This window comes from Rhodohalobacter sp. 8-1 (genome assembly GCF_038150125.1).
Lineage (GTDB): Bacteria > Bacteroidota > Rhodothermia > Balneolales > Balneolaceae > SW132.
In genome coordinates, this window is sequence record NZ_JBBVMF010000002.1 from 105,550 (window position 1) to 119,700 (window position 14,151).

General features: G+C 45.1%; 12 protein-coding genes. 11 read left to right on the forward strand and 1 reads right to left on the reverse strand.

Going from position 1 to position 14,151, the window contains the following annotated elements:
- Positions 1-26: 26 nt before the first annotated feature.
- From AABW11_RS02050 to AABW11_RS02095, 10 genes are all read left to right on the forward strand, one after another.
- Positions 27-611, forward strand: a complete 585-nt coding sequence (locus tag AABW11_RS02050) for a hypothetical protein (RefSeq protein WP_340102921.1) — start codon at positions 27-29, stop codon at positions 609-611.
- 40 nt (positions 612-651) lie between these two features.
- Positions 652-1,977 (forward strand): cell envelope integrity protein CreD, encoded by a 1,326-nt coding sequence (gene creD, locus AABW11_RS02055; protein ID WP_340102922.1) that lies wholly within the window; start codon positions 652-654, stop codon positions 1,975-1,977.
- Between the two features lie 426 nt (positions 1,978-2,403).
- Positions 2,404-3,144: a TIGR04282 family arsenosugar biosynthesis glycosyltransferase gene (locus AABW11_RS02060; RefSeq protein ID WP_340102923.1), complete on the forward strand. Its 741-nt coding sequence runs from the start codon at positions 2,404-2,406 to the stop codon at positions 3,142-3,144.
- Between the two features lie 74 nt (positions 3,145-3,218).
- Positions 3,219-6,218 carry a TonB-dependent receptor gene (locus AABW11_RS02065; protein ID WP_340102925.1) on the forward strand — a complete coding sequence of 1,000 codons (3,000 nt, stop codon included), beginning with the start codon at positions 3,219-3,221 and terminating at the stop codon, positions 6,216-6,218.
- A 351-nt stretch (positions 6,219-6,569) separates the two neighbouring features.
- Complete coding sequence (locus AABW11_RS02070; RefSeq protein ID WP_340102927.1) at positions 6,570-7,793, forward strand: ABC transporter substrate-binding protein; 1,224 nt, start codon at positions 6,570-6,572, stop codon at positions 7,791-7,793.
- Between the two features lie 471 nt (positions 7,794-8,264).
- The gene (locus tag AABW11_RS02075) at positions 8,265-9,104 is read left to right on the forward strand and encodes a hypothetical protein (protein ID WP_340102929.1); all 840 of its coding nucleotides are present in this window, start codon (positions 8,265-8,267) and stop codon (positions 9,102-9,104) included.
- Positions 9,101-9,871, forward strand: a complete 771-nt coding sequence (locus AABW11_RS02080; RefSeq protein ID WP_340102930.1) for an ABC transporter permease — start codon at positions 9,101-9,103, stop codon at positions 9,869-9,871. Before AABW11_RS02075 ends, AABW11_RS02080 begins: the two co-directional genes overlap by 4 nt.
- 1 nt (position 9,872) lies before the next feature.
- Positions 9,873-10,589 carry an ABC transporter ATP-binding protein gene (locus AABW11_RS02085; RefSeq protein WP_340102932.1) on the forward strand — a complete coding sequence of 239 codons (717 nt, stop codon included), beginning with the start codon at positions 9,873-9,875 and terminating at the stop codon, positions 10,587-10,589.
- Positions 10,590-10,856: 267 nt separating this feature from the next.
- Positions 10,857-11,663 carry a phosphorylase family protein gene (locus tag AABW11_RS02090; RefSeq protein WP_340102934.1) on the forward strand — a complete coding sequence of 269 codons (807 nt, stop codon included), beginning with the start codon at positions 10,857-10,859 and terminating at the stop codon, positions 11,661-11,663.
- Complete coding sequence (locus AABW11_RS02095) at positions 11,656-12,702, forward strand: phosphotransferase (protein ID WP_340102936.1); 1,047 nt, start codon at positions 11,656-11,658, stop codon at positions 12,700-12,702. Before AABW11_RS02090 ends, AABW11_RS02095 begins: the two co-directional genes overlap by 8 nt.
- A 66-nt stretch (positions 12,703-12,768) precedes the next feature.
- On the opposite strand, the gene AABW11_RS02100 is transcribed toward AABW11_RS02095, so the two are convergent.
- Entirely contained in the window at positions 12,769-13,053 is a 285-nt protein-coding gene (locus AABW11_RS02100) for a DUF427 domain-containing protein (RefSeq protein ID WP_340102938.1), read from the reverse strand.
- A 325-nt stretch (positions 13,054-13,378) separates the two neighbouring features.
- Here AABW11_RS02100 and AABW11_RS02105 point away from each other — a divergent pair, with 325 nt between their 5' ends.
- A complete protein-coding gene (locus AABW11_RS02105; RefSeq protein WP_340102940.1) occupies positions 13,379-14,101 on the forward strand; it encodes a hypothetical protein in 723 nt (240 codons plus the stop codon).
- Positions 14,102-14,151: the final 50 nt, after the last annotated feature.

The following is a 14,151-nucleotide window of genomic DNA, read 5'->3' on the forward strand; positions in this document are numbered from 1 at the left end:
CAAATAATCAATTGAGGTAATATTACATGAAAAAACAAAAAAGCTTTGCAGCGTCACTGGGTCTTGTGGCGCTTGTTACGGCCGCGCTTCTGGCAATTCCTCTGGTTGCCATGGCAATCACAAATGAAGTGAACTGGTCACTGTATGACTTTCTTTTTGCAGGAATTTTAATATTCGGAGCAGGTGCACTATATGTGTTTATCAGGCGTCAGTCAGAAAGCATGATGTACCGAATAGCTTCTGGTTTAGCCTTGCTATCGGCACTTTTTCTCATTTGGTCGAACCTGGCGGTAGGTATTATCGGATCAGAAGATAATGTAGCCAATTACATGTATTTCGGGGTGGTCCTGATTCTGATCATCGGAGTAGCCCTCTCCCGGTTTCGTCCGCAGGGAATGGCACTGGCTCTCTTTTCAACAGCACTCGCCCAGGGATCGACCATCCTGTTTGCTCTTGCTGCAGGCATGCATCGCTATTCCGGCAGTTCAATACAAGAAATAATTATGGTTAACGGATTCTTCATCGTGCTGTTTACTACCTCAGGGGTACTTTTTTGGCTTGAAAGCAATGCGCAAAAAACTGATGAGATAAGCCAGTCTGATAAAATTTAAAAAAACCGAAAACTTAAATCACGACTCCTGGAAACACAGTATGACTAATTTAAAAAATTCTTTGGGCATCCGGCTTATCATTATTGCAGCATTATCGCTACTGTTACTGATTCCGGCTATTTTGATACAAAATGTAATTTCTGAACGTGAAAACAGGAGGGATGCAGTTGCGGAGGAGATCGGCCAGAAATGGGGACGTGAACAATCAGTGGTGGGTCCCGTTTTAACGATTCCCTACAGTCATTCTGTTAAAACGGATGACGGTACATACACGAGTAAACGGTATGCTCATTTGTTGCCTGAAAGCTTGATGATCAACGGGGCGATACAGCCCGAGCTGCGATACCGCGGCATTTACGAGGTGGTTGTATACAACAGCAATGTGACAGTGTCGGGCAATTTTTCAGCTGTTACTTTGAATTCACTTGGCGTCTCCCCGGATGATTTTCTGCTGGATGACGCGTTTGTGTCTGTTGGTATATCTGATATGGCCGGGATCAAAGAGGCAATTACGATAAACTGGAATGATGATGAATTTGTCGCCAGTCCCGGCATTGAGTCTGCTGATGTATTGAGCTCCGGAATATCGATTTTTCCTGAGGTCGAAGCAGGCCGGGATTATACATTCGACATTTCATTGGACCTGAACGGCAGTTCCGGACTGCACTTTTCGCCCGTCGGGGAAGAGACATCTGTTGAACTTCAGTCTGACTGGCCCAACCCGAGTTTTGCAGGAGGATTTTTGCCGGCAACCAGGGAAGTAAACGAAGATGGATTTCGATCGGAGTGGAAAGTGCTGCACCTGAACAGGAATTTTCCTCAGCAGTGGCTGGGTGCAAACCAGGAAATTGTCAACACAACGTTTGGTGTTGACCTTCTGCTGCCGGTTGATGAATACCAGAAGACGATGCGTACGGCCAAATATGCCATTATGTTTATCGCTCTCACATTCCTGACATTCTTTATGATTGAGTTGCTGAGCGGCAGTATCATTCACCCGGTACAGTATCTGCTGATCGGTTTTGCGCTGCTTATCTTTTACACGCTTTTGCTCTCAATTTCAGAATATGTGGTATTTGGGGTTGCTTACCTTGTAGCGGCCACGGCCATTGTTTTGCTCATTACAACCTATTCCTACATGGTCCTTTCCAACCGCCGGAATACTGCCATTGTCTTTGGAGTTCTGTCACTGCTCTATGGGTATCTGTATGTCTTGCTTCAGCTTCAGGATTTTGCGCTGCTGTTCGGAAGCATCGGGCTGTTTTGTGTTCTTGCATGTATCATGTATCTCACAAGACATATTGATTGGTTTGAGATTATGGGAAATCAATCTGCTGATACCTTGCCGGTAAAATCCGCAGGATGACGCCAGACATAGTCAAGTTATGGCAGCCTGATTATTTACAGGACAATTGGCGAGCAATAAAAATCAGGGCGATAATAGTCTGAAAACTGTGCTTTTTATTCTGACTTTATCAAGTCAAACCAACAGAATGAAATAAAATCCAATCCGGTCGCAGGATAATTTAGTATTGTAATGGTAGGATGATTTGAAACTTTTATCAATCCGCCAAACCTCAAATGTTATAGATTGATGATGTTTCTTGCTTTATGATAGGTTACAATTATATCAGCGATTCGAAATGGTTTCATTTAATGAGCTGAAATCGAGTGTAACCATTTTTAGTTGCGAATTGATCTGGGCCAAAAATAGTTAGACCACTATGGCTACCATTATTTGATATTGATATATATCACGACATTCCAACACCAATACTGAACGAATACATTAGTGCCTGAAAGTCCGATTTCACATACAGCTGTTCTATATTTTAGCCTTTCCTCAGAAGCTGAAGCAAGAAACAAGACCTTTACATCAGAACACGGGTACCAGGCTAACGTTAGGATTGCCGGACTGCTGAGAGGCCATACTTACCGTCAAATAACGCACTCCGGCTTGCCGTGCTATATGTTTGATGAAGAAAATCAAACGGGGGAGTCCTTCGGTGAGAAGCTCGTGAACGCGTGTATTGCTGTCTTTGAAAAAGGATACGATCATGTGATTACAGTCGGTAATGATACACCGGGACTCAATTCCAGGCATCTGATACATACGTCTGAGCTGCTCGAAGATGGAAATGCGTCAATTGTCCTGGGACCAGCAGCTGACGGCGGAACTTGGCTGATGGGGTTCAGCCGTGACGCTTTCAACCCTGATGATTTAAAATCGCTGCCCTGGAAATCCTCTTCACTATTGTCTTCGTTAGTTGAGCGTTTTGGTGAGAAAGGTAACTTACACTTACTTGATCGGTTTAGAGATATTGACCACGCAGACGATCTTAAAATATTTTTACATAATGGTGTCAATAGCGATGGACTTCAACAACTTAGATCACTTATAAATATACTGTTTGCACAGGCCGGTAAAACCTTTTTGATAACCAAACACCTGCCCACGACGAGTGACTATCACTTCTCATTTCTGTTACGCGGCCCGCCTTCACCATCTGATATTTTTCTTATTACCACGTGATCAATCCTGGCAGGCAGATTGTGCCAAGCACATGATGGCTGCATTATTTCAAAACGTTTTTATCAGATGTACTCATGAATAAATCTATATTTATTACACTCATTTTATGCCTGTGGAGCATCACTACGTTTGCCCAGGCGGGACTTGAAATATCAGTTGTGGATCGTGACGGTGGAAGTCCGGTTCCGGAGATCGAACTGATTATTCTAAATGATGCTATCGGATTTACGGAAACAGCCACAACAGACAGGCAGGGGAAAATCAGGCTGTCGAATTTATCAACTACCGGCAGCTATCGCGTCTCAATTCCTGAAAGTAGTGAATTTTACGGGTTGTCATCTGATCCGCTGCAACTCAGATCAAATACCACGAGAAGTATTACGATGGTGATCGCATCAAAAAGTGCTGTCGAACTCGATGAAATTACAGTCAGCGCACCCATCACGCGAATTAATACAATAAACGCGGAAGTGGCATCAGAGCTGAGCAGTGACGAGCTGGAGAGTCTGCCCATCGAGGCCCGGGATATAAACTCGGCTCTCTACCGACTGCCAAATGTAACACCTGCCACCGGATTTTATCCTGAGGCTCCGACCGTTAGCATAAATGGGGCTAACTCACTCTACACAAACTACCTGATTGATGGGATGGACAATAACGAGCAGTTCCTTGGCGGGCCTAAATTTCCGATTCCCACCGGGTTTGTCCAGAATGTTACGGTGATGACCAATAACTACTCAACAGAGTATGGGCTGTCGGGCAACGGCGTGTTTAATATCACATCAAAATCGGGTGGCAATGATCTGAAGGGCGAAGCATTTTATGTCGTGAGGCCCGGGTCTGTGGTGGATGGACAGTCTGGTTTTGCCCGGCGTGATCTCTCAGGAAACCCGGTAAAAGAGGGATTTCAGCGGCATCAATTTGGATTTGGTTTTGGAGGCCCCATCAAAAAAGATCAGACGTTTTACTACATCAATGCTGAGCAGATTTTTGACCTGAAGGATAACCTGCTCAATTCTCCTGAACTTGGCGTGAATGAAAATGTGCAGGGACAGAACCGGTTTACGCTACTTTCCGGAAAATTGGATCACACGTGGACCCCAAATTTCAGATCGTCGCTTCGCCTGAACACGGGTCTCATCAACATTGAACGGCAGGGCGGCGGTCTGGACGGCGGTGTAACGTTTCCATCAGCCGGCAACAGCCAGGATCGAAACTCATTTCACTCAGCATTAAAGAACAGCTACAGGCTGGGAGCTTGGAGCGGAGAAACGAACCTCCAGTACTCAAGATTTCGCTGGAACTACAGCAATCCGAACAATGCCGATAGTCCTTCAGCAACGGTCTTGGGGCCGTCCGGTCAAACAATTGCCGTTGTTGGAAATCCCGGTTTTGAGTTTGATAACATTGAAAACACATTACAGCTTCAGCAAAATTTCAGTCTCTACAAAAATAATCACACCCTGAAAATTGGCGGCAGTGTGCTGAGTGCATCTCATGATTTGCTCGGTGGTGGAAATGAATTTGGGAACTACCTGCTTCAGTTAAACCAGTCGCAGTTAAACAATCTTCAAAATCAATCCAGCGGGTCCTCACTGAACATCGGTGACCTGCCGACGGATGCTGAGGTTCTCAGCTACTCAGTTGAGTTGCGTCCAACGCGATTTGGAACGACTCAAAACATTTACAGCCTTTATGTTGAGGATCTGTATTCCGTAAATTCGAAGCTGAACCTGACCTTTGGCCTTCGCTACGATTATGACAGCCTCTCGAAAAGTGGCGGCGGTTCCGGCGATTTTAACAACATCGCGCCACGCTTCAACTTCAATTATAAGCTCAATAATCGCAGCAGCCTGAGGGGCGGGTACGGCATATTTTATGATAAGATCGTCTATTCGGTCTACAGCGATGCCCTTCAGCAGAACTCCACAGCATCTGATTTTCGCGTTCAGCTTCAGGAATTAATCAATCAGGGTATTTTACCCGATGATACAGACCTTGAAGCCGTGACGTTTAACGGGAATGTTTCTGCAGGAATAAACAGTGCGCCGTTTCCAAATGGCCCCACATCCGGAGAAATTTCGGCCGACCGAAACGATATTTTCAGTAACTCTCTGCGCATTTTGAACCCAGAGGGTTATGACAATCCTTACACGCACCAGTTTTCGGTTGGATACCAGCGTCAGGTTGGCAATGATAAACTGTTTTATGTTGATTTTATGCACTCTCGGTCTCATAATCTTTTCAGGCTGCGTGACCTGAATGCACCGGCTCCGTATCCGCAGAATGATCCCCAAAATGTAGAGATTAGAACGCAGCAGAAAGCGGATCAAACTCGGCCTGTCCCCATCTTTTCTGATGAATCCGGTTCGTTTTCCGTCGTTAATGGTGATACACTTCGAGGCATTGGCCGTAATGTAGTGATGACGGAAACCGCGGGGCGTTCACAATACTGGGCAGCCAGTCTGAATCTTCAAAAATCCCGGTTGGATGATGATTTCTCTTACCGAATCTCTTACACGTTGTCGCAGCTCAGGAACAATACGGAGGACATCAATTTCAGGGCAGAAGACGCTAATAATTTTGAGAACGAGTGGGGGCCGTCCATTAATGATCGCAAGCACGTGATCAGCGGTTTTTTAAACTGGTATGCCCTTGATGGATTTTCGATCAACATGGCCACGCTGATGCAGAGCGGTCAGCCGATCAACCGGATTCCTAATGCCGAGGTGTACGGCACAACCGACCTGAACGGAGACGGACGGTCGTTTGGAGATGCGTACGTTGGAAACAGTGATCGCAGCCCGGGCGAATCCAGAAACAGCGATCGGCTGCCCTGGTCCGTAACCTTCGACACCGGTGTTCAATACCGTGTCCCGTTTGGCAGTGGGCAACAGCTCGAAGTGCGAGCAGATGTGTTCAACATGTTTAACACCCATAACCTGAGTGGCTACGCCAACAACGCGACGCAAAGCAACCAGATCCAGGTGGGACCGGCCTCATCAGGTCGCATCATACAAAAAAATGCAAGTCCGCCGCGGCAGGTACAGTTTACATTGAGGTATCTGTTTTAGGGGTTGGTTATTGGTGAATTTGATAATTAGTTGATTTGTGGATTTGGGAATAGGTTAATTGGTGAAACTTCTTACAATAATGAATCAACAGTAATCTAAATGTCGTGATATCGGCCACAAAGTCTCGAAGACCCGAAGAATCACGAAGGGATTTTGATTGATAAGATAACTTCGTGTACCTTCGCGCCTTTGTGCCCTCGTGGCAAAAGTTATTGGCTGATACATTTGATCAAAGGTTTTCTATGAATCACCGTGAAGGTAAGTGTATGATACTTTCACTCGGGTGAAGAAGAGGCAGGAAATTATCGAACTAAAATATATTTTTAAAATTATACAGCATAGTAAGTTTACATGAATAAATTCTATGTGACATCTCTAATTACTTTAATACTAATATTTTCGGGCTGTTCATCAACGTCTGATGAGGCTCAGAATTCCGATCCGGTAAACTTAACCTGGGAACAGATTGAGGCGCAATCAGAAGGCACACAGGTCACCATGATGATGTGGATGGGGGACCCGCTGATCAATGAATATATGAGTGAATTTGTTGTGCAAAAGGTACGAGAGCAGCTGGGCATTGAGCTGGACATCGTAAATGGCCAGGGTACTCAAATTGTATCAACCCTGATGTCTGAACTCGAAAGCGGCCGCGACGAAAGTCAGATTGATATGATGTGGATCAACGGTGAAACCTTTTATCAGCTTCGGCAAATTGATGGGCTTTATGGTCCGTTCACACAGACTCTCCCAAACATGCAGTACGTAGACCTTGACAATCCATTTATCGGAATCGATTTCCAACAGCCGGTGGATGGCTACGAAGCGCCCTGGGGAAATGTACAATTTACGCTAATCTACGATCCTGACCAAGTAGACCAGCCGCCTCAAAATTTTGAAGACTTAAAAGAATGGGTTAGACAGAATCCGGGGAAATTTGCTATCCCCACTGATTTTTCGGGGATGACGCTGCTGAAATCGTGGATGCTTGCCATGCCGGAAGATCCCGGTTTGTTTTATGGGGATTTTGATGAGGAGATCTACTTAGAATACAGTACTCGCCTCTGGGAAGAAATCAGAACCATGAAACCAGATCTCTGGCGAAACGGAGAGACCTTCCCAAACAGCGTGGCGCAGCTTCATCAGCTATTTTCAAATGGTGAGGTTAGTTTTACCATGAGTAATAACGATAGCGAGGTAGACAATAAAATATCACAGGGTGTTTTCCCTGAAGACAGCCGTGGTTATGTGCCCGAGTCGGGCACAATTCAGAATTCACACTATCTTGGGATCGCAAAATTATCATCCAACAGGGCAGGAGCGATGGCCGTCATCAATTTTATGATCTCACCAGAAGCTCAGTTCGAAAAAATGAAACCGGAAGTTTGGGGCGATGGCACTGTGCTCTCCATGGAGAAACTGCCGGACAAATGTCAGCAAACATTCACTGATATTCCCGGAAGAACACGAGCACCGGACCGAGATGAGATCCAGGACAGAGCCCTCATGGAACCCGATCCTGAATATATGATTCGCCTGTTTGAAGATTTTCGAGAAAAAGTAGTCAATGAATAGAAGTGCAGTTTTATTTTGAATTTATTACGAATAGACAAGTTGAATATGACAATGAAAACTCTTCCCTTGAGGGAAGTACAACGCCGTTTGGCGGAGGGATGGGTGTTCGTGCCGAGGGTTATATTTTTTATGTGCCATTGGCTTATATCCTCTGCCAAACTTCACATTCGGTTAGTCCTGCACCACCCTCAAGGATGGAAATTCACACAGATGTACAGTGGTCAATAAGCAGAAAATACCAGTCATTTAATAGCACAAGACATGTTACTTTTTCAGATTCTTTACCCTGGGCATCCCTCACGGGGGACCGAGTCATTGGAGTTGATGGCGAAGAGTCCCAAAGGGATGTTATCAAAGGATCTGCAAAAGCAGTGACCTATAATTTCGGGATCTTTTGAACATGTTCTGAGTGATTATTCACATATTTTTCCATCAACCCACAAACTTTCCAGTTAGATCTTAAAAGTATAGATGACCAAAAAGCTAATCATAACACTGTTCATTGCACTGATCCTGCTTCCGCTCGGGCTGGCGCTGGGATATTCTTTCCTGTACAGTATTGGAGCTGTTGGTTTGTTAAGCGACGGGCTGACCCTTGAGCACTGGGCCGATCTTTTCAGGGGAGAATTCCTGAGTTCTATTTTATATTCGCTATGGGTTGCTTTGGCCTCAGCCGCGATCGCATTAGGATTAGCCCTGATCTTTTTGTTTACATTACGAAACCAATTTGAGAAACCGGGCACATATCGGCTGCTTTTCCTGCCGCTTACCATTCCTCCCATTGTGGTTGGATTTATCATTTTTCAGATGTACTCGGGCAGTGGCGTTTTATCACGGCTGTTCTATCATGCGGGAGTTGTATCAGGTGCGCAGGAATTTCCGGTATTGGTGCAGGATCCATATGGGATTGGGATCATCCTCGCTCATGTGTTTATCGTATTTCCGTTTTTCCTTTTGGTGATGCTGAATGTTTACAAAAACGAGAATTTAAATGAAATCGGGCGAGTTGCGTCGTCGCTCGGCGCGGTTCAGAAAACCATCATCTGGAAACTCCACCTGCCAATCCTGATGCGCGGCCTGTTTCCGCTGCTGATTCTGTACGTCATCTTTTTTATGGGCGCCTATGAAATCCCGCTGCTGCTTGGTCAGTCCTCGCCGCAAATGATATCCGTCCTTATTCTGGAAAAGCTTCAGCGCTTTAACCTTGGCGATATTCCTGTCGCGTATTCCATGGCTGTTTGGTATGCGTTGATCTGTATCATCGCAATTTCATTCTTGCTGATAAAATTTCGTAAAAAAAGGGCGATATGAGCAGAAAACTTACGCTCGGTATTCTCTGGCTCAGCTTTTTGATCCCCTTTGGCGTGCTGATATACCTTTCGTTTTCGACACAGTGGTTTTACCCGTCACTCGTCGCTCACCCGTTTACACTTGAGTATTGGCACTCTTTTTTTGAAGGTAGGTCGGGCTTATTCCAGAGTACCGGCCTGTCTGTCTTTATTTCACTCACCGTGAGCTCTTTTGCCACCGCGGGAGGGTTTTTTATCAGCCGGGGCATTGCTTATTATACATCGAGCCGATGGTGGCTGGTATCAGCATACTTTCCGTATGTGATTGCTCCCGTGGTGCTTGCGGTGATGCTAAATCACTACTTTTTACAGATCGGTTTGTCAGGTACGATCGTCGGTGTGATGACTGCCCAGCTCCTGATCACTCTGCCATACGCCGTCATTTTTTTCTATGGATTCTGGAATCAAAACATCCGGAATTTTGAGAACCTCGTTGACACCATGGGCGGTGATTTTATCCAGAAAATGAGGCATGCCATTTTACCGTCAGCCAAAGGGTTGCTGGTGATTTGCTTTTTCCAGTGCTACCTTATCTCGTGGTTTGAATACGGTCTCACGCAATTCATCGGCGTCGGGAAAGTGGAAACACTCACCATTATGGTCTACCGGTACGTGGCAGAATCGAATCCATACCTGGCCGCACTTGCCGGAACACTCCTCATCATTCCGCCCATAATTTTGTTATTTGTAAACCGTAAATTCATCTTTCAAAAAGGCTGGAGCCTGTAGTATGATTGAAGTAAAAAATGTGAGTAAATCCTTCGGTGGTGAGCACGTGCTGAAAGATATTGAGTTTGAGCACCCCCGGCATCAAACGCTGTCTATTTTGGGAGAATCAGGAAGCGGAAAAAGTACCCTGCTAAAGATAATTGCTGGATTAGTGTCCGGATATGATGGCCAGATTCTATTGGATGGAACAGCCGTTGATCATCTGAAACCGCGTGATCGAGGTGCCGTTTATTTGTACCAGGAGCCTCTGCTCTTTCCGCATATGACCGTGGAGGATAACATCGCGTTTGGATTGGAAATAAAAGGGAAATCTCTTGATACGATTGAGAGAGAAACGGAACGTATGATCGGGCAGCTGAAACTAAACGGACAATCGCAGAAATATCCTCATCAGCTATCCGGCGGACAAAAACAGCGCGTGGCGTTTGGACGGGCATTTATTATTCATCCGAAAATATTGCTGCTGGATGAACCCTTCGCCAGCCTCGATCCCGGCACACGCCAGGAAATGCAGGTTCTTTTTAAAGAAATTGCTGAAAAGGAAAAGATTACAAGCTTGTTTGTTACCCACGATTTAAAAGAGGCCGTTATGACCGGCGATCGTTTCGGTATGATGATCAACGGAAAACTTAAGGTGTATGAAAATCGTGACGCGTTTATTAAGGATTCCGGAACCGGCGTGAAAAAGGAAATTGAATTTTGGAAAAACCTGAAGTGAATAAAATTTTATTTAGGAGTGTCCCCCTTCAAAAGGCTGTGAGGAAATTATTTATAAACAGTAATCAAAATGTCATGATATCAGCCACGAAGTCTCGAAGACCCGAAGAATCTCGAAGGGTATTTATTTGATTATAATGAACTTCGTGCAACTTCGGGTCTTTGTGGCTTCGTGGCAATACTAACTGACTCATTAATTTGGTTGGTAATTCTTTCACAACCTCTCGAAGGGAGACTTTTTCTACTGAATTAAAACCACATTAATAAAATGAATTCAAGCAAATCCATAGCAATTATTTTAGGCAGTGCATTTGAAGGAAGCTTTGCGGGTGAGCTGAAATTAACGCCGCATCAAGTGGATACTAAATTTGGGGGCATCACGCTGTTCAGATCAGATCTGAGGAATGACCGTCCCGCCTTTGTGATTTTCCGTCATGGATTGTCGCACTCGATGCTTCCGAACCAAATAAACTACAGAGCGCAGGCAGCAGCTCTTAAAAAGGTTAATTGCGGCGCACTGCTCATCAACAGTTCGGTGGGGGTGATGGATGGCGATTTGCCGCTTTATAAGCCTATGCTGGTCACGGATCTCCTGATGCCTGATAACCGGCTTCCGGATGGCTCAACCTGCACTATGTTTTCGGAGCCGTCTGATAATCAAGGACACTTGCTGATCAAAGACGGGCTTTTTTCATCGAAACTGAATGATTGGCTGATCGGGAAGCATCAGGCTGATATCCATCAAGCCGAAAAAGGGATTGTGTTTGTGTATGCGGGCGGGCCACGGGGAAAGACTCCGGCCGAAAATCGGATGTGGGCACAGCTTGGCGGACAGGTCAACTCCATGACGCTGGCTCCTGAAGTGGTGCTGGCAAACGAGTTGGAGATACCGACAACAGCGCTGGTGGTGGGGCATAAATATTCGGTGCCGGATATTGATAATCCCAAAGAAGAAGAGATTGGCACAACACTTGAAAATGCAAGATCAGCCACTGAAAAGATCCTGCACTCCTTTTTGATGGAAGCTGAACCAGTGCCTTTTGGAAATGAAATCTACCGTTTTAAAGATGAGTGACTTTACCCGTGATCAGCTTATAAAAATTCTCCACGAGAATGTACCGGAATTCTCTTTTTCGGGTGAAATCGATTGTCTCAGCGGGGGCAATATCAATGTTGTGTGGCGGGCAAAAGGGGAGACAAACGTAATCATAAAGCATGCACCGCCGCATATTGCCGTCAATCCGGATGTTCCGTTGAGTGATTTCCGAATTGATTTTGAAGCCCGGGCGCTGATGGCATTAAACAAAGGCGGGCAGTTTTCCGAAATCACAGGAGAAGAGATACGTCCGCCGGAACTGATTGCTTATGACAAAGAACGCTCGCTTATCATTATGGAAGATGTGGGTGATTTCCAGCAGCTGAATAAGCTTGATATAGTAAATCATTCGCCCGAACAAATCGGTAAGAGACTGGGACAATTCATTGGGAATCTTCACCGTACGACGTTCCACGATGAAAAATTTGGCAGTGAATTTCGCAATCTTGACATTCAGAACGTTCGCAATCAGCTTCAGTATCAGTCCGCTCATGAGTATGCAGATGTGCCGGACTCAACCCTGCAAAACAAGCTTCAGAAAAAAAGCAGTAATCTGGGGCATAGACTGCTTAAGCCGGGAAAATGTCTCATAATGGGAGATCTCTGGCCCCCATCAGTTCTGGTTAATAAGTCTGATGACATTCGGCTCATTGATTGGGAGTTTGTTCACTTTGGCCGGCCGCTCCAGGATATCGGACATTTTGCTGCCCACTGCCGGATGCAGCAGCATATAGCAAAGAGTGAGGCAGTCTATGATTTCTGGACGGAAACCTGGCGTGAATTCTGGTCAGCTTACCGAGAATCTACAGGATCATTTTATGATGATTTGTTTGATACAGAAGAGCTGAATGATATGGGTGTACATATCGGAACCGAGATTTTAGTCCGTGCGTTTGGGCCGTTCAAGGATGGATATGTCTACGAGCCGTTCGATAAAACTCACTCGGTTCTTGACGAGGCCAAAGAGATGTCAATAGATTTTATTCTGAACCCGAAACCTGTCAGGTTTGGAGTATGATAACTTGATTCAGAAATCGATTAATAAAAACCTGACAGGTTTTACACATATTCAAACACTGCCCCATCACGACTCTTTTACTTCAACGCCTTTCCAGAATGCTATGTGATCTTTTATCTCATTCGCGGCCTCTTTAGGTTCAGGATAGGTCCAGGCGGCATTTTCGTTTTTGTCGCCATCTGCTTCAATGGTGTAGTATGATGCAGTGCCTTTCCACGGGCATTCGGTCGTGTGATTTGTCGGCTTAAAATGCTTCTCTTTTACAGATTCAGGGGGGAAATAATGATTTCCTTCAACAACTTTAGTGTCATCGCTTTCGGCAAGCAGTGTGTCATTCCAGATGGCTTTCATGGCTTATCAATTGAATTTAAGACATTATTAATCTGCTCTAACAACAAATTATGTTTCAAAAGGAATTCCCTTGATTCTGTAAATCTGATGAGCGATTACAGCTTGTCGCTCCAGGTAACAAAACTGTAATTTTCAGATTAATAATGGTATATGTTTGATGAGAACTTATGATAGTTACTTATTCTTATTTGAAGTACTTACACTCGAAATTTAACGGCATCAAACAGTTGGCTTATTTATATTCTGCACCCGTTAATTTTGAAATATGCGGCGATAAATTTTGCCTTTTTCAACATCAATCAAGCATCATATTGAAATCATAAAAATGAAAATCTACATTAAAATTATACTATTTGCTCTTATTACAGCCATGACCGGCTGCAATTCTTCAAACAATAATATCACCGGATTGTGGCGTATAACACATGTACAAGCGGGCGACCAGGAAATGACGCCTGTTGCGAAATGGACGCGCATCAGCGCTGATGGAACTTATGAATCGGGGAATGGATGGCTAAAGAGTTCGGAGGGGACGTGGTCATTTGATGATCAGAACAAAACCTTTCTTCCGGAAGAAACGAATGGACTGGTTGATCCATACGGAGCATTTGCGGTGTCGGTTGATGGGGAGGAGATGACCTGGCGTCGCGATGAAGGGGGAACAGAATTAGTGGTGTCGCTGGCTCAAATCGACGCATTGCCTAAAGCCCCGGCCGATAAAGTGCAGGGCCTTTGGGATTTATCAGATGTGCAGGAAAATGGAGAATCAGTAATAAACACGTTCGATCCGGATAACAAGCATTACTTGTTCATCAGGTGGGACAGAATTTTTGTGGAGCGTACGCCTGATGGAAATCGCCAAACCGGCTACTGGTACATGAACGCCCATCGACCGGAACTTACTCTGATGAGCCACGTGCCCGGAACCGATCCTCAGTCATGGACAGTAGAAATTTCGGACGACGATAAACTTCAAATGACCGGGACCCCAGATTCAAACCGGGAGTTGGTTAAGACTTACTCCAGGCTCGATAGATTTCCAGGGTAGGAAAGGAAAGACCTCCAAGGCTTTTGAAACCTTGGAGGTCTGTGAACTTT

Coding starts and splice junctions, on each gene's coding strand:
- AABW11_RS02080 (WP_340102930.1), top strand. CDS start 9,101: ATGAGCAGAAAACTTACGCTCGGTATTCTCTGGCTCAGCTTTTTGATC.
- AABW11_RS02085 (WP_340102932.1), top strand. CDS start 9,873: ATGATTGAAGTAAAAAATGTGAGTAAATCCTTCGGTGGTGAGCACGTG.
- AABW11_RS02090 (WP_340102934.1), top strand. CDS start 10,857: ATGAATTCAAGCAAATCCATAGCAATTATTTTAGGCAGTGCATTTGAA.
- AABW11_RS02050 (WP_340102921.1), top strand. CDS start 27: ATGAAAAAACAAAAAAGCTTTGCAGCGTCACTGGGTCTTGTGGCGCTT.
- AABW11_RS02065 (WP_340102925.1), top strand. CDS start 3,219: ATGAATAAATCTATATTTATTACACTCATTTTATGCCTGTGGAGCATC.
- AABW11_RS02075 (WP_340102929.1), top strand. CDS start 8,265: ATGACCAAAAAGCTAATCATAACACTGTTCATTGCACTGATCCTGCTT.
- AABW11_RS02070 (WP_340102927.1), top strand. CDS start 6,570: ATGAATAAATTCTATGTGACATCTCTAATTACTTTAATACTAATATTT.
- AABW11_RS02105 (WP_340102940.1), top strand. CDS start 13,379: ATGAAAATCTACATTAAAATTATACTATTTGCTCTTATTACAGCCATG.
- AABW11_RS02100 (WP_340102938.1), bottom strand. CDS start 13,053: ATGAAAGCCATCTGGAATGACACACTGCTTGCCGAAAGCGATGACACT.
- creD (WP_340102922.1), top strand. CDS start 652: ATGACTAATTTAAAAAATTCTTTGGGCATCCGGCTTATCATTATTGCA.
- AABW11_RS02095 (WP_340102936.1), top strand. CDS start 11,656: ATGAGTGACTTTACCCGTGATCAGCTTATAAAAATTCTCCACGAGAAT.